The 19,082-nt window shown below is 33.7% G+C and carries 23 protein-coding genes, 2 pseudogenes and 1 other annotated feature; of the genes and pseudogenes, 7 read left to right on the forward strand and 18 right to left on the reverse strand.

What is annotated here, in order from left to right:
- Positions 1-53 precede the first annotated feature (53 nt).
- Positions 54-482, forward strand: coding sequence for a cell wall hydrolase (locus VK90_RS04975; protein ID WP_002172215.1), 429 nt, complete (start codon positions 54-56; stop codon positions 480-482).
- 63 nt (positions 483-545) lie between these two features.
- Here the strand turns inward: VK90_RS04975 and lysS are convergent.
- Positions 546-2,097, reverse strand: a pseudogene (gene lysS / locus VK90_RS04980) (lysine--tRNA ligase).
- A gap of 83 nt (positions 2,098-2,180) precedes the next feature.
- Positions 2,181-2,437, reverse strand: a binding site (T-box leader).
- Between the two features lie 85 nt (positions 2,438-2,522).
- The gene (locus tag VK90_RS28045; protein WP_156185359.1) at positions 2,523-2,687 is read right to left on the reverse strand and encodes a DUF2197 domain-containing protein; all 165 of its coding nucleotides are present in this window, start codon (positions 2,685-2,687) and stop codon (positions 2,523-2,525) included.
- A 154-nt stretch (positions 2,688-2,841) separates the two neighbouring features.
- Between VK90_RS28045 and VK90_RS04985 the strand changes: the two genes are divergently transcribed.
- Both VK90_RS04985 and VK90_RS04990 read left to right on the forward strand, forming a co-directional pair.
- On the forward strand, positions 2,842-3,744 hold the full coding sequence (locus VK90_RS04985) for an SMP-30/gluconolactonase/LRE family protein (protein ID WP_048370878.1): 903 nt from the start codon (positions 2,842-2,844) through the stop codon (positions 3,742-3,744).
- Positions 3,741-4,442 (forward strand): class I SAM-dependent methyltransferase, encoded by a 702-nt coding sequence (locus VK90_RS04990; RefSeq protein WP_048370880.1) that lies wholly within the window; start codon positions 3,741-3,743, stop codon positions 4,440-4,442. Before VK90_RS04985 ends, VK90_RS04990 begins: the two co-directional genes overlap by 4 nt.
- 88 nt (positions 4,443-4,530) lie before the next feature.
- On the opposite strand, the gene VK90_RS30500 is transcribed toward VK90_RS04990, so the two are convergent.
- The 3 genes from VK90_RS30500 to VK90_RS30510 all read right to left on the reverse strand — a co-directional run bounded on the left by VK90_RS30500 (position 4,531) and on the right by VK90_RS30510 (position 5,490).
- Entirely contained in the window at positions 4,531-4,758 is a 228-nt protein-coding gene (locus tag VK90_RS30500; protein WP_231595825.1) for an alpha/beta fold hydrolase, read from the reverse strand.
- Positions 4,759-4,862: 104 nt separating this feature from the next.
- Positions 4,863-5,276 (reverse strand): alpha/beta fold hydrolase, encoded by a 414-nt coding sequence (locus VK90_RS30505; RefSeq protein WP_331457083.1) that lies wholly within the window; start codon positions 5,274-5,276, stop codon positions 4,863-4,865.
- The gene (locus VK90_RS30510; RefSeq protein WP_231595826.1) at positions 5,263-5,490 is read right to left on the reverse strand and encodes a hypothetical protein; all 228 of its coding nucleotides are present in this window, start codon (positions 5,488-5,490) and stop codon (positions 5,263-5,265) included. Before VK90_RS30510 ends, VK90_RS30505 begins: the two co-directional genes overlap by 14 nt.
- 205 nt (positions 5,491-5,695) lie before the next feature.
- Here VK90_RS30510 and VK90_RS05000 point away from each other — a divergent pair, with 205 nt between their 5' ends.
- Entirely contained in the window at positions 5,696-6,538 is an 843-nt protein-coding gene (locus tag VK90_RS05000) for an alpha/beta fold hydrolase (protein ID WP_048370883.1), read from the forward strand.
- 122 nt (positions 6,539-6,660) lie between these two features.
- Here the strand turns inward: VK90_RS05000 and VK90_RS05005 are convergent, their stop codons facing one another.
- On the reverse strand, positions 6,661-6,996 hold the full coding sequence (locus tag VK90_RS05005; protein WP_048370885.1) for a hypothetical protein: 336 nt from the start codon (positions 6,994-6,996) through the stop codon (positions 6,661-6,663).
- 11 nt (positions 6,997-7,007) lie between these two features.
- Positions 7,008-8,177, reverse strand: a complete 1,170-nt coding sequence (locus VK90_RS05010) for a ParM/StbA family protein (protein ID WP_048370887.1) — start codon at positions 8,175-8,177, stop codon at positions 7,008-7,010.
- Positions 8,178-8,386: 209 nt separating this feature from the next.
- Here VK90_RS05010 and VK90_RS05015 point away from each other — a divergent pair, with 209 nt between their 5' ends.
- The gene (locus VK90_RS05015; protein WP_048370890.1) at positions 8,387-8,791 is read left to right on the forward strand and encodes a hypothetical protein; all 405 of its coding nucleotides are present in this window, start codon (positions 8,387-8,389) and stop codon (positions 8,789-8,791) included.
- Positions 8,792-8,835: 44 nt separating this feature from the next.
- Here VK90_RS05015 and VK90_RS05020 read toward each other — a convergent pair whose 3' ends face one another.
- The 6 genes and pseudogenes from VK90_RS05020 to sleB form a co-directional block, all read right to left on the reverse strand.
- Positions 8,836-9,372 carry a DUF1697 domain-containing protein gene (locus tag VK90_RS05020; protein ID WP_048371249.1) on the reverse strand — a complete coding sequence of 179 codons (537 nt, stop codon included), beginning with the start codon at positions 9,370-9,372 and terminating at the stop codon, positions 8,836-8,838.
- 158 nt (positions 9,373-9,530) lie between these two features.
- Positions 9,531-9,991, reverse strand: a pseudogene (locus VK90_RS05025) (GNAT family N-acetyltransferase).
- A gap of 12 nt (positions 9,992-10,003) precedes the next feature.
- Positions 10,004-10,360: a hypothetical protein gene (locus VK90_RS05030; protein ID WP_048370892.1), complete on the reverse strand. Its 357-nt coding sequence runs from the start codon at positions 10,358-10,360 to the stop codon at positions 10,004-10,006.
- Between the two features lie 105 nt (positions 10,361-10,465).
- A complete protein-coding gene (locus VK90_RS05035; protein ID WP_048370893.1) occupies positions 10,466-11,062 on the reverse strand; it encodes a YhcN/YlaJ family sporulation lipoprotein in 597 nt (198 codons plus the stop codon).
- 26 nt (positions 11,063-11,088) lie between these two features.
- Entirely contained in the window at positions 11,089-12,429 is a 1,341-nt protein-coding gene (ypeB, locus tag VK90_RS05040) for a germination protein YpeB (protein ID WP_048370895.1), read from the reverse strand.
- 15 nt (positions 12,430-12,444) lie between these two features.
- The gene (gene sleB / locus VK90_RS05045; RefSeq protein WP_048370897.1) at positions 12,445-13,224 is read right to left on the reverse strand and encodes a spore cortex-lytic enzyme; all 780 of its coding nucleotides are present in this window, start codon (positions 13,222-13,224) and stop codon (positions 12,445-12,447) included.
- A gap of 145 nt (positions 13,225-13,369) precedes the next feature.
- Here sleB and VK90_RS05050 point away from each other — a divergent pair, with 145 nt between their 5' ends.
- Entirely contained in the window at positions 13,370-13,702 is a 333-nt protein-coding gene (locus VK90_RS05050) for a DUF3889 domain-containing protein (RefSeq protein ID WP_048370899.1), read from the forward strand.
- A gap of 55 nt (positions 13,703-13,757) precedes the next feature.
- On the opposite strand, the gene VK90_RS05055 is transcribed toward VK90_RS05050, so the two are convergent.
- Both VK90_RS05055 and VK90_RS05060 read right to left on the reverse strand, forming a co-directional pair.
- Positions 13,758-14,393 (reverse strand): Pr6Pr family membrane protein, encoded by a 636-nt coding sequence (locus VK90_RS05055; protein ID WP_048370901.1) that lies wholly within the window; start codon positions 14,391-14,393, stop codon positions 13,758-13,760.
- Positions 14,394-14,413: 20 nt separating this feature from the next.
- Entirely contained in the window at positions 14,414-15,331 is a 918-nt protein-coding gene (locus tag VK90_RS05060; protein WP_048370903.1) for a serine hydrolase domain-containing protein, read from the reverse strand.
- A 126-nt stretch (positions 15,332-15,457) separates the two neighbouring features.
- Here VK90_RS05060 and VK90_RS05065 point away from each other — a divergent pair, with 126 nt between their 5' ends.
- Positions 15,458-16,132 carry a hypothetical protein gene (locus tag VK90_RS05065; protein ID WP_048370905.1) on the forward strand — a complete coding sequence of 225 codons (675 nt, stop codon included), beginning with the start codon at positions 15,458-15,460 and terminating at the stop codon, positions 16,130-16,132.
- A gap of 36 nt (positions 16,133-16,168) precedes the next feature.
- Here VK90_RS05065 and kynA read toward each other — a convergent pair whose 3' ends face one another.
- From kynA to kynU, 3 genes are read right to left on the reverse strand one after another with little or no spacing between them, the layout of a single operon-like run.
- Positions 16,169-17,008: a tryptophan 2,3-dioxygenase gene (gene kynA / locus VK90_RS05070; protein WP_048370906.1), complete on the reverse strand. Its 840-nt coding sequence runs from the start codon at positions 17,006-17,008 to the stop codon at positions 16,169-16,171.
- A 31-nt stretch (positions 17,009-17,039) separates the two neighbouring features.
- The gene (gene kynB, locus VK90_RS05075; protein ID WP_048370908.1) at positions 17,040-17,669 is read right to left on the reverse strand and encodes an arylformamidase; all 630 of its coding nucleotides are present in this window, start codon (positions 17,667-17,669) and stop codon (positions 17,040-17,042) included.
- 2 nt (positions 17,670-17,671) lie between these two features.
- Positions 17,672-18,958: a kynureninase gene (gene kynU, locus VK90_RS05080; protein ID WP_048370910.1), complete on the reverse strand. Its 1,287-nt coding sequence runs from the start codon at positions 18,956-18,958 to the stop codon at positions 17,672-17,674.
- Positions 18,959-19,082: the final 124 nt, after the last annotated feature.

The following is a 19,082-nucleotide window of genomic DNA, read 5'->3' on the forward strand; positions in this document are numbered from 1 at the left end:
CATTTTGAAACATACACTCTTTACTATAACAGGTAAAGAAAGGTGGTATCACTATGCCCCTTATTCCATACAACGAAAGTGACGTTGAATTACTTGCACGTTTAATACGTGCTGAAGCTGAAGGCGAAGGTCGACAAGGAGAACAACTTGTTGGATGTGTTGTAGTAAACCGTGTATTTTGTGATTGCTTAGATTTCAAACAGATCCGTACAGTACGCGATGCTGTGTATCAAAGCCCTGGCGGATTTGAAGCGGTTCAATACGGATACTTTTATCAACGTGCTCGTGACTCAGAAAAAGAAATCGCAAGACGAGTTTTACAAGGTGAATGGCGCTGGCCAGCAAGATGGGCTCTTTGGTATTTTCGTCCAGTCGGAGCTTGCCCGCCCGAGTGGTATAATCAGCCGTTTGCTGGGCAATTTAAAAGCCATTGTTTTTATGAACCGAATGGGGATGAATGTCCAAAAATGTATTCAAGGTAGAGATATATTTAGCAACGCAAGTACTTATCTTTATAAGTACTTGCGTTGTTTTTGTATCTGACTCTAGAAATCTAATAATGAGACAAATTTTTCAACTCCGACAACATGTATAAGTAGTGGTATACGCGCCACTTGATTGATTCATAATGAGCCTATATATAATAATAAACAATTGTTTTTGATTTTCTTTCATTATTTTTTTATTTTCATGATGACAAATTGGATACAATTGTTCCATTAGGTTAGAATGATCGTTATTAGAACGAAGTACTTCACAAACTTCTACTACCCATTTTTTCTGCCTATCTTCTAATGTATTATAAAACTCTGTATTTTTCTCTTGATTTACCGTAATCAATTTTTCAGATTGAAAGTTTCTTATCCAATACTCTGCACGATTACATATCGCAATCATTTCAGGTAATGCATAACTCCTATCTATCTTTTCTAATATACCTTGTAAAATAGTTGAATCAAAATTTAATAACGGTAAAGTTCCTGCTACTTGATTAAACTTTGGATATTCTTTAAATCGACTATCTACTCTAGAAAGTTTAATTGCATCAAATAAATCTTCATTTTTGAGCGTTTTATTTTCATAACTGTCCTTCAATCGTTCATACTCTGTATAATTTCGAATCACATCTTCATCCAGTCCGATATGAAAAGCTGCGCCTGGCTTATATTTTGCAAACATAAAAAGAATCACTTCTGGTAAATACACTTTTAATAAGTCGTTAGGTGTAATACTATTCCCTGAAGAACTGGACATTTTTTCATGATTACCTTTAATTCCAATGAAATCATAAGCAACGTAATGAGGAGCCTCACGATTGAATACTTTCCTTGCAATTTCTTTAGATACATTATAACTACCCGTTTCCGATGAATGGTCTCTTCCACCTGGCTCGAAAATAACATCCTCTATCATCCATCTCATTGGCCAATCGATTTTCCAATTCAGTTTCATTTTATTTGTATTTAATACTGATAATTCATTTTGATTTCCACATTCACATTTATACCTTACTGTTTTTAATACTTCATCAAAATGTATAATAGTTGTTGCATCTTTCCCGCATCTCTCGCAATATAACGTAACTGGATAAAAGTTTTCTCTATCTTCCTCGCGGTGTACGCCTGTTTTAAAATCCATTAAAATATCATATATTTCTTTTCTTTTATACAGAGACTCTAATATGTTTCCGTTATACCTTCCCCTTCTATACTCAGCGTGTTGATAAATGAATTCCACTTCAATCCCAAATGCTTGGAGCGATTTCTCAAATTCTTTTTCAAAATGCTCTGCATATGAATTATGACCCCCAAACGGATCTGGAATATCACAGTATGGCAAACCAATATACCTTGCAAAAGATGGATCAATATTTTTTGGGACTTTTCTGAACCTGTCGTAATCATCCCATGAAAATATAAAACGAGTCTTTTTCCCTAAATCTTGAAGCGCCCTAACAACGAAATAAGTCGTTACTATTTCACGAAAGTTCCCAATATGAACCGAACCAGATGGACTAATTCCAGATGCACAAACAAAAGTTTCTTTGTTTGGATGTTTTCTAATTAATTCATGTGCTACTTCATACGCCCAATGCATATGTTACTCACCTCAATTGTATTTTTGTTTTCACATTTTCATTTTTATGCAATAAAAAAACTCCCACCCCCAAGATTATTCATCTTGAGGACGAGAGTTATTAGCTTCGCGATACCACCTCAGTTTGTTAATACGTCACCATATTAACCTCTTCAGGTACGGCAAAATATGCTTATACCCTATCTCTATAACGGGAGAACCCGTCGCACCATCCCTAAATAAATTAGTTCCTTGCGCAGCTCCAAGTCTTTTTTCATTAAGATGTTTACCGCTCCTTCTCAGCTACCGAAGCTCTCTGTATGTATTCTTTCTTAACTACTCTTCTCTTCAACGCCAATTTATATATAAGTTTTTTTCATATGATAATTTATAACATATGTTTTGTCAAATTTTTCTGAACAAAAATTGATAACACATATTTTCCCTTATCTAAAAAAATTTTTTATTGCTTCTAATTGAATTTTGTGGCTACACTCATCACAACAATATGCCCCTTTCGGTTTCTCTTTAAATCGCTTATACTTTTCACTTCCTTCATATACTCGAAATACATTTTTACAAGAAAAACAACAGATCTCATAAAACATCATATGTCTATTTCTCCCCACAGTTATATGCTATTTTCAAGTTACTTGAGAAGGTCTTCTTTTTTCATAGTACATCTTTATTCCAATCTAACAAAAGGTTTACCTCCATTTTTATCGAACTTTATATGTATCTTTTAATAAATCGAGGTGAAACATAGTGTACAGAAGTATTGAATTAGTCGTAGATGCTAAGGCTTGTTTAGGTGAAGGGCCTTGCTGGAATGAGAAGAAACAAATATTATATTGGGTTGATATTATCGAGAAGAAGTTATACCTTTATAATCCTGCTAATAATACGAACAGAGTGATAACCCTCGACCAGCAAATTGGTTGTGTTGTTCCATATTTAGATAATGTAGTACTTTTAGCTATGGAAAGAGGCTTTTATTCTCTTAATCTAAATACAGAAAAGCTTACACATATTTATGACCCCGAACCAAATTTATTAAAAAATCGTTTTAATGACGGGAAATGCGACCCAGCTGGTCGTTTTTGGGCAGGTACTACTGACTTATATGGTATAAGTGGGGCCGGTTCCTTGTATTGTTTGAATAATAATTACAGCGTAGAGAAAAAAGTTTCGCATGTAAATACTTCAAACGGACTAGCATGGTCCCCTGACTATACATACCTTTATTTTATTGATACACCTACTAAAAAAGTAGTTCGTTATCATTATGACATACAGACTGGTGTAATTAGCAATCCAACAGATGTTATCACCTTCCCTGAAAATGACGGTCTACCCGATGGTATGACAATTGATGAAGAAGGTTGTTTATGGGTTGCGCATTGGGGAGGTTCGAAAATTACTAGATGGAATCCCTTGACTGGAGAAAAAATATTAAGCATTCCGATCCCTGCGTTATATGTAACATCGTGTACATTTGGAGGATCTAATTTAACCGATTTATATATCACAACAGCCAGAACAAGAATGACGGATGAGGAATTAAAACAGTATCCACATGCTGGTGGTATATTTCGAATTCAAACGAACGTTAAAGGTTGTCCAACATATTCATTTCGCTGTGAAAACATTGGAGCTGAAACACTATGACCAGAATCGATTACATAAGACAAGAAGAGAAAAAATATCATGATTTATGCTATGAACAATACAAATTATTCGAAGCAGGATCATGGCTTTATAAACCTGTTAAAACAGTTTTGGATTTGATGGATTATTTTGAAGGACAGAACCCCCTGCAAGTACTTGACCTTGGCTCTGGTGTTGGTAGAAACAGTATTCCAATTGCACAAAAAATCATGAATACTGGCGGCACTGTTACTTGTGTTGATTTACTTGATTCGGCTTTAACGAAGTTACAAGTTTATAGTAAAGAATATGGTGTATTTGAAGTAATAAAAGCGGAGCAATCAGCAATCGAAAATTACTATATTCCTCCTAATAGTTATGACTACATCGTTGCAGTATCAAGCTTAGAGCATGTCAAATCTGAAGAAGATTTTAAAAAAGTACTTCATGCTATAAAAAACGGAACAAAGAGTGGCGGTATTATTTGTTTAATTGTCAACTCTAACATTCGGGAAGTAGACTTAGAAACAGGAGAAGAACTAGATGCGTTAATTGAAATTAACCTAACGACTGAAGAAATGTTGCATGTACTAAAAAAGATATATAGAGATTGGGAAGAAATAAAGGTTGAAATAAAAACCTTAGCATATAATATAGTTCGTAATGAAGAGCACATTCAACTTAAAACAAATGCGATTACTTTTGTCGTCCGTAAATGATATATATAAAAGAACTAATAATGATAAATAATCATTACTAGTTCTTTTGTATTTGTCTCACTAACTCCATATTTATTGAACTAAGCTACTAATTATCTCTGTTTTGTTCTATTATATTTATCTGTGATAATACCTCAAAAAACAAGTCTGGTTGATCTAACATAATTCTATGCCCAGCATTAGGTATTAAAAATAATTGTTTATACGGAGCTTTTATTTTTGGAAAGTATTCTTGAGCAATAACATATGGTGCTTGCCAGTCATCTTCACCTAAAATATAATAGATTGGCACTTCATAGTCTGCTAATTCAGTCATTAAATTAAAGTCTTGTAAATATTCAAGAATTTTTCTATTCACTTTTAGAATGTTAGAAAGTGCCAAAAGATCTGATAACTTAAAGATAGGACTTTTAAATGCAGTTATAAATACAGGAAATCACTTTTACCTGCTAATCCGTATTTCCCTTGAAGTTTTCGTATTTTCATACATTTCTTTAAAAACTCATTATCAAATGTTATCTTTTCACCCGGATAATCTCCAATAACTTCAAGTTTTTTTAAAGACTTTTTATCATTCGCCTTTTTAATTAATCCTTTCATTTTCTTATAAGCAACACGCTCATTTTCAAGCATTGAAATAACTGGTGCAACATTAATAAAATAAGTAAGTTCTTCAGGATACTGTTTTACAAACACACTTCCTAATACAGTACCCCATGACCGTCCCAGTAAAACTATCTTTTCTTTATTATATTTCCTCTTTAAGTATTGAATAATTTCATATAAATCCTTTATCATGGAATCGATTGCAGGATATTTATCACGATTTTTTATAAAGGTCTTTCCCGCGCCACGTTGATCCCATCTCTTCTAATCTATCTTGAAAAGCATGTGCAAAAAGAGATTCAACACTGCCAGGTCCACCATGTAAATATAATAAAACTGGGTTATCATACTTTTTACCTGAATGAAATAAATATTGATTAGCATCGTTAATAGGTACATACTCTTCCCCTATATTAATTTCAAATTGTAGCGGATGAAACAAAATTTATTTATCAATACTTTTTATTTGGAATGACAATAAGTATATCTTTAGGGACTGTTTATGTAATTTTGCACAAAAATTTTTATCTTTTAGATAAGAGAATCTTCTTCTAATATAAACAGCATCCATGCAACCTTATGTTTAATATACACACAGAGCTATTCTTTATATGTTAATTACCTTTAAATGAAATGGAGAGAAAACTATGAGCGAGAAAATTTTCAAAATAAATGGTATTGATATATGTACAGAAAGCTTTGGTAACCCTAATGACCCAACAACTTTATTAATTATGGGGGCTACATGCTCAATGGTTTATTGGGATGAAGAATTTTGTGAACGGTTGGCTAGTACAGGAAGATTTGTCATTCGCTATGATAACCGTGATGTTGGGCGCTCTTTTACATATGAGCCTGGGACTTCCAATTACACTGTAGCAGACATGGCTGAAGATGCCATTGGGGTACTCGATGCGTATCATATTGACAAGGCACACCTTTTGGGCATGTCATTAGGAGGTATGATTGCTCAAATCGCTGTAGTAAAACATCCTGACAGAATTTTAACATTAACCCTATTAGCGACGAGTGTTATTGGATCTGATAATAACACTCGCGATTTACCTCCAATGGACGAAAGAATTTTAACACATCATGCTAATAGCGTAAATATAGACTGGACAAATCAAAATGATGTCGCAGAATACTTAGTTTCAGGCTCTAGTCTACTCTGTGGATCAAAACGTCTATTTGATAAACAAAGGGTTTATCAACAAGTAAAACAAGAAATAGAGCGAGCTAATAATTTATTAAGTATGTTTAATCATGCTCTTCTTAAAGGTGATGATTCGTATGAAGGTGTACTTCAATTGATACAAGTACCTACATTAGTAATTCACGGTACAGACGATACCGCACTACCATTTGAACATGGTCTCGCACTTATTAATGAAATTCCGAATTCAAAACTATTAACCCTTGAAGGTGCAGGACATGAGATTCATTCTGATGACTGGGATGAAATTATTAAAGCACATTCAAAACTATAGAATAAAAACACCTATTAAAAGTGACGCAAATTACATTGCGTCACTTTTTTATGCAATAAAAACAAAAACCCATCACTGCATCCGTATGTATAGTGATGGGCTATACCTATGATTTTCTATGTTTAAAAGAATGGGCAATCTAATTGATCAACAGATTCCCACGATTTTTTTTTTATACTTTCAGTAGATTTATTGTTATCAACTGGTATATTTTTAAAAGGATTCACTTCAACCTTTAATAGCGGCGAAGGATCAGCATACAAAGAAAAAACATAGCTGTTAGTCAAAGTTTTTGACACATCAATATCTCCTACCTGCTTAAATAATTGCTGGGCTGCAAAGAAAAAGAAATTAGTTGGGTTGGACTGTTTATTAAGCCAAGCAATCATTTCAGGCGATACTGATTTATTAATATTAAGTTTCACTCGATCACCACGTTTATATCGCCTAGATCGCATACTTCCACCAACTAACTTATCGTTAAGTTTGTAAACCCTAACTCTTTTTGCTTATGCTCTCTATACTTTGGCGAACATGTATATACTAATAACCCACGTGCATTTGTAAATAACGGGTTATCTACAAAAATTACATTTTTCAAGCGTCCTTTTTGTTTTAAAATCATTTTCAAGCTATTTTTAATAATAACTGCGCCCCCACCATAAATAAATACATATGGATCGTCTTTCATATCATCAATTTTGTTAATAATATCTGTTGCGACACGTGCTGCTAAACCTAAAAGTGCTGGTTGCGATTCCTCAACTAGCAATGGATTTCTTGGGTGTTTTTCACTCAAATAAATTTGATTAAATTCTGTAATACTATCAATCGTTTTCGTAGGGTACTTCCTATTCCATCTCGTAATGATTTGTAGTAAAGTTTCTTTTACGCCGTATGATAATCCCTTACTTAATTGCGGTCTAAAGTTTACACCTAACGAAACAACCTCTTCTGTCGTCCCCGCGCCAATATCAAATGATAATAATGTTTTATCTACAAAATCAATTTCAGACACTTTATTTTGTTCACATTCGATTTTATGTTTCACTACATTTCCTTCTTCATCGTATACAATGCCCCACGTTCCAGACGCGCCTTCAGGTAGGCACTTACAGAACTCAATAGAAACATTAATTGTAACATCGCGTCCGTTCGGATAATGAAAAACAACCTTATGATTTCCCATATAACGTTTCGCATTTTCAGCAGCAATTTCTTGTGTAATTAGTTGCATAGGAAGAGCAACAGATAAATCATAACGAATATTAATATGACTTGAAGTTGGACTTTGACGCATAGCGCTTATAGCTAAACCCGAAAGGATTGTAATAACCATTAATTCATCAGTCGATTTATTTGATTTTTTCTCCACTTCAGTACCTTTTAATTGATCTTCAATCACTTTTTCTCCAACGATGTACCGTACGTTATTTAGCATTAGCGATGGAGAACTAATGGTCACATCAATATGATTCTCTAATTCGGTTAATGAAACATCTTCCTCATCCAACAATCCTGTAGGCTCACCTATATATAAAGAATAAATACTCGGAATAAAAATAGGGTCCTGCCCTTTCACCATTAACTTCAAACCGTTATTTCCTGCATCTGCACCAGCTTTCAAAAGAATAGACATAACTACCCCCTAATTTAATCTGACATCCCTTCCAAATATATGCGAGCCTATTCTTTTACATTCAAATGTAATGTAATTTTTTATTTATCATAAAAACAAAATATTATATGCTTACATATCTTGTGTAAAAAGTGTTTGACATGAAAGTTTCCCAATTTTATACTATAGTTGTAAAGAGTTTTTTACATTCGTGGAGGTGCAATCATTTATTGAATACTAAAAAAACTATTTTTATAATCATTGTTTTAGCGTTAATTGCAATACTTGTACATGGCACATACAAATACATAACTGAAGGTTCAATTTTAGGCGGGACGATTTTCGCTACTTCTTTAATACTTAGTAATTTAATTAATCATATTACATGGGGAGATCCAAACGGAGTATCAGAAGAAAGTCAAGATGAGATGGGCCAACAAATTACATATAAAAGCTTTAAAATCTCGTATTTTGTGCTTGTAGTTGTAATGTTCCTTATATTACTCTTCTCGGAAGGGTTTTCTATGGGGGCTAATTTAGATGGGGTTAGAAACCTTCCTCTTTTTATCGCACTTTGCTCTTCATTCTTTATTTATCCTATCGTTGAACTCATTATCGCAAAACAATATAAATAAAAAGATGAGGTTTTCTAAATAAAGAAAACCTCATCTTTTTATATTTACATCTCCTCAGCTATTGCTTTTAACTTATTCACAGTACGCCAGTTCCTTACTGTAGCTGGCGTATGAAATCTTTGAAATTGATTCATTAATTTAGAATTCCGTATGCTTTTCTTAAATAATAAATACACTACTCTTCCTTCGATTTGGAATTCTTCTATTTCACTTTTATACATAAGTAACTGCTTACTATCTTCTTCAGAAAGTGGATTAGCTAAAAAGGCCACATGTACACTTTCACCTTCTAACAGTGAATTGGTTTCGTAAGGACACTTTTTAATAATATTAATTAATTCATCATTTGTTCTTAACATGACTGGAACATCGAAATCAAAAACGTTCTTAATTTCACTTTCAATACGTTCGTTTAAATAACTTATATCTTCCTCTGATTCAAACACTACATTCCCACTTTGAATATATGTTTTCACTTGTTTTACACCAATTGATTCAAACATTTTTTTCAAATCTGCCATTTTGATTACTTTATGTCCACCTACGTTTATTCCCCGCAGTAGTGCAATATAAATTGTCATATGATTCCCCCTCACGTATTTAAGTGCATAACAATCGGTTTGTTTTGCACCTTCATATTTCTCGGCTACTGGCTTTAATTCTTCTAACATATCATGCATGGACAATATCTCAAACAAAAAAGCTTACTGCATGATTTTTCAAGGGTAAGCTTTTTAAATTATTTGGTTATCGGTAAATGTAAAAATTAATTGTTGTCCAATCGGTCCCATTCTTCTATACCCTTTATCTTGAAACCCAACTTTTTCATATAACTTTTGCACTGGAATATTCTTTTTATTTACAGCAAGTATAACTTCATTTTTAATTGGATAATAATATTTTACAAAGTCTTGTAATAAAGCCAATGATTTTTTAGAATATCCTTTTCTTTGTTTATTGTGATTAATAGAAAAAGAAGTTAAAAATATGGCATCATTATTATCTGTGAACTCCTGTACTATATCACCAGTTTGTAATACGAATACACCGACAGGTACTCCGTTATAGTCTAAAATAACAACTACATTTTTAGTACGATCATTTTTTTGCTTTCTCCAGTAATTCTCCTGGATTCGATGTGAATTGAACTTGTTCACTTGGTAAAGTAAATGCTTGTATGTTCATGCTTAACTCTCCCATTCCTTCAAGTTATTAACTTAAACCTTGCTGTGTTTTGGAATGAACCTTTCCATCCAAAAATGTAATCTCAACAAATGATTTTGGATCGCTACCTTTCCAAGCAAAAATTTGTTTAATTTGTGTAGAATCTTCTTCCCCTTCTTCTATGAGTAACTCCCCTTCAAAACCGATTAAATCTTTCACTTCTAAATAAGTCATTCCTTCATTAATATTTGAAAAATGATTTATATTAATGGGCTCTTTCTTTATATTTTCCGTTATAGTAGAAGAAGTAGCAGTTTTCTTCTTCACTTCTTTCTTCTGTTCATACGCTGTCATACTAAAACCTATGCATAAACTACAAAATATGAGTGTGCTTTTTTTCATCATAACGGTTGTCCCTCCCCTCATTATTAAACCATATTTTCCCCGGAAAATAAACTGAATATTTAATTTTATAAAGAACATCCCGTACAGTTTAGTACGGGATGTTCACTATTTTTTCAAATGATTATTTGATTGATCTTCTTGTTCTTTTTTTAGTTCTTGTTCTTCATTTTTTGGTAATTGTTTATTGTTATCTTTAATCGGATTCGTTTCTCTATTTTCAATTAGATCGTTTGGAACTTGTGGCATTACTCGGCCAACAATTGCTGCTAATTCATCAAGTATACCTTGACCAGTTTTACCTTTTTTAATTTGCTTACCTATTTGTTTTAATCGTTCATACGTATCAACATCTGCTACAACAACGGCATTAGCACCATTTGGGTCATTCTTCAAACTTTCTGCAACAGAATACTTAATTGACTCAACACGAGTTCGATCAAGTTTCGCCTTCACATCAATACCTACAACTGCATACTTACCAACTACTACCGCTGTCGCATCGTTTACACCAGGTATACTTGCAGCTAATGATGCTAAATGATCAGCTGCTTTTTCATTCGGCTTATTTGATTTGTTTGTATAATTAACATTTTTCATCGAGACATTTTTTTGTTCTGGCTTTTCATTAGGGTTATCTTTTTTTCCAATGCTACAGCCAGTAATAACGAAGCAAAGCATTAACATATATATAAGGATTTTCATTATTTTCACCACTTTATCATAAATGTTTAATCATAAATTTTTTCAACAGCTTGCATCTTCTTCACTTTTTCTTCTGCACCGCTATTTGCGTTAATAAAAATTTGGTACGTATCTTTCCCTAAAGTACCAACAAACTCATAGCAAAGTACTTCATTATGCAAGTCATTTACTACTAAAGCTTTTCGCTCTTCCATTACTTTTACATCTGGATTAATTTTCTTCCTTGCCTCAGCAGCAGTTAGCTTCGCACTTGGTATTGTTCGTTTTTGATGTGATGCTAAATATTCCTTCGCTGAAAACCCAACAATCGATCCATCATCTAAAGCAATTTTCATTTGAATTGCTTCTGGATACATACGCACTCCGTTTTCATTTACAACGTACGTAAACACACCAATATTATCATATTGAGAACTATCAAATAGCTCCATATTTGTAAATTTGTGATCCTTTAAAAATGTTAACCCTTTACTTCCAGCATCATTTAAACTAATTTTTTGTTCTTTAATTTCTCGGTTATTCATTACCCAAATTGGATATCCACCTTTCTCGGTAATATCCATATAAAACTCATTATTTGTCGCTGGGTCTTGAATCTTTACACTATAAAATGATTCTTTTGCACCTTTTCCGCTTTTCTCAACTTCTACTTTTTCATTACCTTTTAAATTTAAAAATGATCTAGCAATTTTTTCAGCTTCTTCTTTCGAAATTGCTTTCCCTTCTGCTTCAAATCCGCCCTTTTTCTTCTTTTGTGCACTTGTAAAAGTTGGTCCGAAATTAGTAGACGAATATGATGTTACATTCTTTTCTACGGTATTTAATCCATCGATAATTGTGTTATCTGCTGGATCTCGATTTGACGCAAGAGCCATTTCTACATCCATCCAGCGCAGATTGTTTTTCAAAACAAGATGTTGCACTTTTCTTAGTTCATCTTGTATATTGCCTGCATTTGAATATAAGGTTTGCAATGTTTTATACTCTTGATCATTTAACGGTTCTTTTTCTAAATCACGAATCGCTGCACGGTAGCTGAAATCACCGATATTCGCTAAAAATTCTTCCGTTTTATTAAATGGCATTAATGTTAATGGTAGTTGCCCTACATCAGAACGAGCTTCAGATGTTAAACGCCATACATCTGCTAACGCTGGTGATAAAGATGAACGTGAATTCATCGCAAGTGTTGTCCCAATTTTATCGTGTAATAAGTCAACCTCATACGCTAAATCATGAAACGCACGCTGATAACTGTTTTCAGCTCTAATTAATACTGCATTTTTCTCTTGATGCTCTTTATAGCCCCAATATCCCGTTCCAACTACCCCTACTGTTAACAATACAATAATAATACCTCGTAACATGTTTCCACCTCCGCTCTATTTACAGAAAATATGTTTACCGATTTTTTTAATTTGTGGACGAGACCAAATCCATTTACTTGTCGCGGTATCTGGGTTGAAATAATATAATGCATTTCCTGTAGGATCCCAGCCATTGATCGCATCTAGTACAGCTTTTTTCGCTGTTTCATTTGGTGTTAAATATATTTGTCCATCTGCTACTGCTGTAAAGGCTCTCGGTTCAAAGATTACTCCTGAAATAGTATTTGGGAATGATGCACTTGTGACGCGGTTTAAAATAACCGCAGCTACTGCTACTTGTCCTAAATACGGCTCTCCACGTGATTCTCCGTATACAGCATTTGCCATTAGCTGTATATCATTTTGAGAATAACCGTTTGGAACATTTGTCCCTGTACTTTTTGGTGGCTTATTTTCTTGTGTACCTCCACCGCTATTCCCTTTATTAGTTGTAGTACCTTTATTAGCAGTCGATTTTTCATACTTCGTTGCTTTTACAAGCATTTGCTTCGTTTTAGCACCCGCTAACCCATCAACAGGTAATCCGAATTTTTCTTGAAAATTCCGAAGTGCCCAATATGTACCCCATCCGAAAACACCATCTACTTTCCCTGTATAAAATCCGTTATTTTTCAAACGAGATTGCAGTTCAATGACGTCTTCTCCAGATGCTCCTCTTTGAATCACTTGATTAGAAAAAGCTTCTACATTTTTCATTTGTATACTACTTACCATTACAGATAGCCCGATAAAGACCAGCAAAATCACTATCTTAAAAACAGCTTTTTGACGCATGTATTTCCCTCCTTAATTACGGAAATGATTTCATGGTTATGTTTTGTAAAACACTCGCTTTTATGTAAAGAAGACAAAAAAAGCCAAACTTATATGCTTAAAGAAATATGTAAACAATATACAAAAAGAATAAAGGAGCTTATTTATGAAGCAATTCATTACACGTACAGCATTTATAATTTTTTTAATCACAACTTGTGCAAATATATATACTGGTCCATCTATTGTTCACGCACAACCACCATATGCAAAATGGGGTAAACTGGCCGTTGAAAAAACGAAAGAACAATATCCAAAAGCAGAGATTATTGATTACCTTCATATAGGTAGAAAACCAAAAACTGTACAAATAACAGTGGAAAAGTTTAAATTGTGGCTACGTGAGGATGGAAAAGAATATGGTGTTTTTGTTGATGTAGAGTTTGATACGAAAACAGAGAAGTTTCTAAAGATGTCCTTTCATAAAACAAATCGGTAAAACAAAGAAACCTCTATCTTTAATACAGACAGAGGTTTCTTTATATACAAAATCTTTAATAAGGAGGATTGTTTTTTATCTTCAACGACCGATTTCCTAACATTTTTACCAACCCACATATAGCCCCAATGACAACAGCTATTCCGATACTATATAAAAGCACTCTACCATAGCCACCTATTCTCGGATCTAAAAACGGATATGGGTACCAATTCACAAATGGACCACGTATTAAGCTATATACAACATATAAAAGCGGGAAAACAAGCCAACTCGCAGCCTGTTTCCATGTAATCGTCTTCGTTGGTGGATTTATAACCCAATCTAATATCATTGCAATCGGCATGATGTAATGAAGCACGGTATTTACCCACGGTATCGGTGTTTGAAGTGACTCTTCTAATCCTCTTAATAACAAAAAATAAATGAGTCCTGTTGTTAGTATGTATACTGTTGCCGCACCGCGAAGAACTCCAAACTGCTCCGAACGTCCGAATGTGGCTGTTCCAAAACTGCTTAAAAGTAGAATTATCGCCACTAAAATATTACTTTCAATTGTGAAGAAACTAAAAAAGTTAACTGGATTGAACGGTTTCACTTGTGCCCTTGTAACAAATTGAGTAATAAGTGCACTAAACGCTAGAAGACTTAAAAACAGCCTATAAATCGCTATCATTTTCGCACTTTTCATAACGCATATCCCTCCTCTTCTTATTTATGATTGGAATTCTCTTTTATATGCTCAATTAATAACTTTAATGGTACGAGTCCACGTTTGGGCATGTGACTACTAATAACAGCTACGAGCTCTAACTGCGGAATGATAATAATGTATTGCCCTCCGTACCCCATAGCAAAATATATACAATACGGTATGTGAAATCTTTCGTTATTTAATACCCACCAGTGATATCCATATGCTCCGACGTGTTCATACGTTTCAAATAGTGCCTCCCTTGAATCTTCTAACCATTTCGATGATACAATTTCATTCCCCTGCCAATATCCATTCTGCAAACATAATTTTCCGACCTTTAATAAATCTATAGATTTCATTTTTATGCCGAATCCGCCGACATATACACCTTGCGGGTCTTGTTGCCACTCGTATTCCTTAATGTCTAGCGGCCCAAATAAATATTTTTTGGCAAACTGCTCTGTCGACATACCAGTTTCTTCTTGGATAATATAACTAAGTAAATGTGAAGAACCTGAATTATAATTCATTTTTGTACCCATTTCTTCAATGAGCGGCTTTTCTATAATGAATTGTATCCAGTCTTCTGAATCCACAAAGTCATTTGGAAAAACGACCCCATTCCCAAACTCTTTCCACTCTTCTCCTGTTGTCATCGTTAATAAATGATAAAGCGTTAATTCTCTCTTTTCCTCTGGCACATTTGGAATCCATGTTGTAATTGGTGTATGTATATCGTTTATTAACCCTTTATCAATTGCGATACCAATTAATATAGATACGATACTTTTTGTAATTGAATTAATTTTATATAAGTCATGTGCACAGTCTATCGTTTTATAGTATTCAGTCGTTAATTCCCCCTTTTGATAAACAAGGAATGTATTAACTTTTTTCTTTTTAAATTTATTTTCTAGTTGTTCGAAATTCAAAGAATCTTCCTCCATCTTAATGATCATTTGATTATTTAGTATTTGTGGTTTATACAATTTTATATTTCTTTCTCTATTAAAACACATGCTTTTATTGTATGTTTAAATTTAGAAAGGAGATTTTATATGATGACAAATAAATTAAACCAAATCATCAAAAAATATAGTTATCCTAGTATAAATGGCGTGTATTTACGCCCTGGCCTCTATTCAAACAATGACACAAATCCAAACATATTTCTTGTCGGATATAATCCAGCTACTCCAATTCATATAGACGATTTGAAGCAAAGTGCATATCAAAACTTAATTTTATCCCATAAAAACTTTATCTCTTATTATGAAGCACTACGAGTAAAGAAAGGTAAAAGAAAACAATCTCCAACTCGGAAAAGAATTAATGATTTGGTTACAAAAGTTTTTACAGAAACAAATGAAGTAATGTTCGAAACTAATATTTTCTCTTATCCAACATCAAAAGAAAAAGAATTGCGAGCATTACCTAAAGACGTCATAGAAGAAGTGAAACAACCATTTATTGAGATGTTACATACAATACAACCCTCTATAATCCTAGTACACGGAAAAAGAGCATTTATAAACCTAATTTCAATATTACAAAACTTAAATTTCCTTTCAAAAGATTTCATTTTTCAGAAGCAACCTACATTTGAATTCTTATATCCTAATTCAAATAAAACTTGTACAATCATTCCTTACCGCCATTTAAGCCGAATTGAAAACCAGTCTTATCAACAATTTCAAAAATGTCTAATACACGAAATTAACTATAAAAAATAAAACCTGACAGCTTTAGTAGCTATCAGGTTTTATTTTTTATAACTTAGTTCGAACGCTCCAAAGCTCTGGGAAGAAACGTTGATCAAGCACTCGCTTTAAATAAGATACACCAGAAGATCCACCTGTTCCCATTTTATGACCAATAATACGTTCTACCGTTTTCATATGACGGAAACGCCATTGTTGTAGCCAATCTTCAATGTCAATTAATTTCTCTGCAAGCTGATATAAATCCCAATATTTCTTAACGTCCGCATATACTTCTATCCAAGCCGCTTCTACAGTTGCATCCTCTTCGTAAGGCTGTGTAATATCACGATTTAACACATCTTTATGAATTGGGAAACCTTCTTTAACAAGCGCTTGTATCGCAACGTCATACAAACTTGGCGCATGAAGCGCTTTATGAAGACGAGCATGTAATTCTGGATCTTTTTCATAAATTTTTAACGCATGTGGTGTTTTATAGCCAAGTGCATACTCAATCATTCGATATTGATACGATTGAAAACCTGAGGCCTGACCAAGTGAATCGCGAAACTCAATATATTCTGATGGCGTTAATGTCGCAAGAATATCCCAAGATTGAATAATTTGTGACTGAATTTTTGATACACGTGCTAACATTTTAAATGCTGGTGCCAATTTATCATTTTTAATAGATTCAATTGCTGCGTTCAATTCGTGTAAAATAAGCTTCATCCAAAGTTCACTCGCTTGGTGAATGACGATAAATAACATTTCATCATGATGATCGGACAATCTCTTTTGAGAAGATAGTAAACTATCTAATTGTAAATACTCTCCATACGTCATATTTTCCTTAAAGTCCGTGTGAATCCCTTTTTCCATAATTACTTTTTCGTTTTCTTTCATATTAGTCAAACGCCCCTTTTAACATTTCTATTTATATTGGTCTAATAACAGCGCGAACTGGACTTCCATCTGCATCTGTTAATGCAAGTGGTAATGCAATAAGTTCGTAATCGCCATCTACTACGTCATCTAGTACGACATTTTCTAAAATATGAATTCCGTGTTTAAATAATTGATGATGCGCTGCTAGTTCTTTATCATCTAAAGGATCAACAGAAGGTACATCTACCCCAATTAAACGAATACCTTTACTTGAAAGAAAAGGGGCAATATCGGCACGTAAATACGGGATTTCGTCTGGAAACTCTTGCGCTTTACCGTGTGAGGATGTACGTAATAATAATCGTTCTACACCTTCTAAATTAATAGTTTCTAATTCCTTTTTACCGATACTCTCCAACCCTGAAACATCGATAATTCGTACTGCACCTACATATACGTCTATATCTAGATCTAACACCTTCTTACCGTCATTATCGAAATGAAAAGGTGCATCAATATGAGTACCAGTATGAATACTCATCGTTAACTTTCCGACATTGACTGAACCACTGTCTTCTTTTGACCATGAAACTTCATACGAGAACGGTGTATCCCCTGGCCACGTTGCGATATCATTATTTAGTGGTTGCGAAATATCAATCCACTGCGATGTTTTCATGCTTATGCCACAACCTCTCGCTTATTTTCAAACTTTTTATATTCTTCTTCTTTCATAATTTCCTTTAAAATTTGTACAGAGTTCCATACTTCCTCATACGTATTGTATAAAGCAACCGGTGCAAGTCTAACTCCATTCGGAGCTCTAAAATCAGGAATCACTCCATTTGCTTTTAACGCTTTACATATACGTGCCGCCTCAGCATGTTCTAAATAAATATGCCCGCCTCGTTTTTCATCCTCTAGCGGATTTCCAATTGTAAATCCAAAATCTTTTAATTCATATTTAATTAAATTAAGCATGTATCTCGTAATATGTAATGATTTTTCACGTAACCTTTCAATGCCAGCTTCTTTAAAAATTTCAAGTGAACCGATTAACGGCGCCGTACTTAATACGTGAGGTGTCCCTATTTGATAAGCTCCAGCATGGTCTGCCGCAGTTAATGAATGTTCCATATCAAACTGCTTATCTTTTCTAGAACTAAACCAACCGGATAATCCTGGCAGTCTATTAAAATGTTTTTTATTCACATATAATCCTGCAACTCCACCAGGCCCTGCGTTTAAATATTTATAATTACACCATACAGCGAAATCAACATCCCATTCTTTAAAATGATGCGGAATGGAGCCTATTGAATGACATAAGTCAAAACCGATATGAATACCACGTTTATGTGCTTCTGTTGTTAATCGCTTCATATCAAGAATTTGTCCGCTTCTATATAGTACAGAAGGCAATAAAATTAAAGCGATATCATCAGTCATCGCATGTATAATATCTTCTTCTAAAAGTGTTCTACCATCTCTACTTTTCACTTGAATTAGATGCTCATCTGGATCTAATCCTTTTAAACGAATTTGACTTTGAAGCGCGTATATATCTGACGGGAACGTTAATTCATCCGCAAGAATTTTTGTACGAATCCCTTTCGGTTCATAGAAGGTTGCGATTACTTGATGAATATTCGTCGTCGTGGAACCGGTTACAATTGTCTCTTCTGGTAAAGATCCAATAAGAGGTGCAGTCAATTCCCCTAGCTTTTCTGATAAGAAGAACCAAGGATGTTCTCCTTCAGTCCATCCATCAATTCCATATTCTTTCCATGAATCTAGCAAAGTAAGTAGCGATTTCTCTGCCCTTTTTGAAAGTAAACCTAATGAGTTCCCATCTAAATATATTGTTCCTTCTTTTTTATAAAATTCAGTTTGAAAATCTTTCAGTTCATCATGTTTATCACATTCAAGCGCATACTCATAAGTTGGTTGAAATGGTTCTTTATACATGGTGTCACCTTCTTTTAATTTTCTTTTTATTCTAACTAATTGAAATATATCATTTAAGTTGATATAACGTCAATGATATTATGTCAGTTGACTTTATATACAAATTTCTTTTACAATACAATTA

Origin of the sequence: Bacillus sp. LK2 (assembly GCF_001043575.1) — a bacterium.
GTDB lineage: Bacteria > Bacillota > Bacilli > Bacillales > Bacillaceae_G > Bacillus_A > Bacillus_A paramycoides.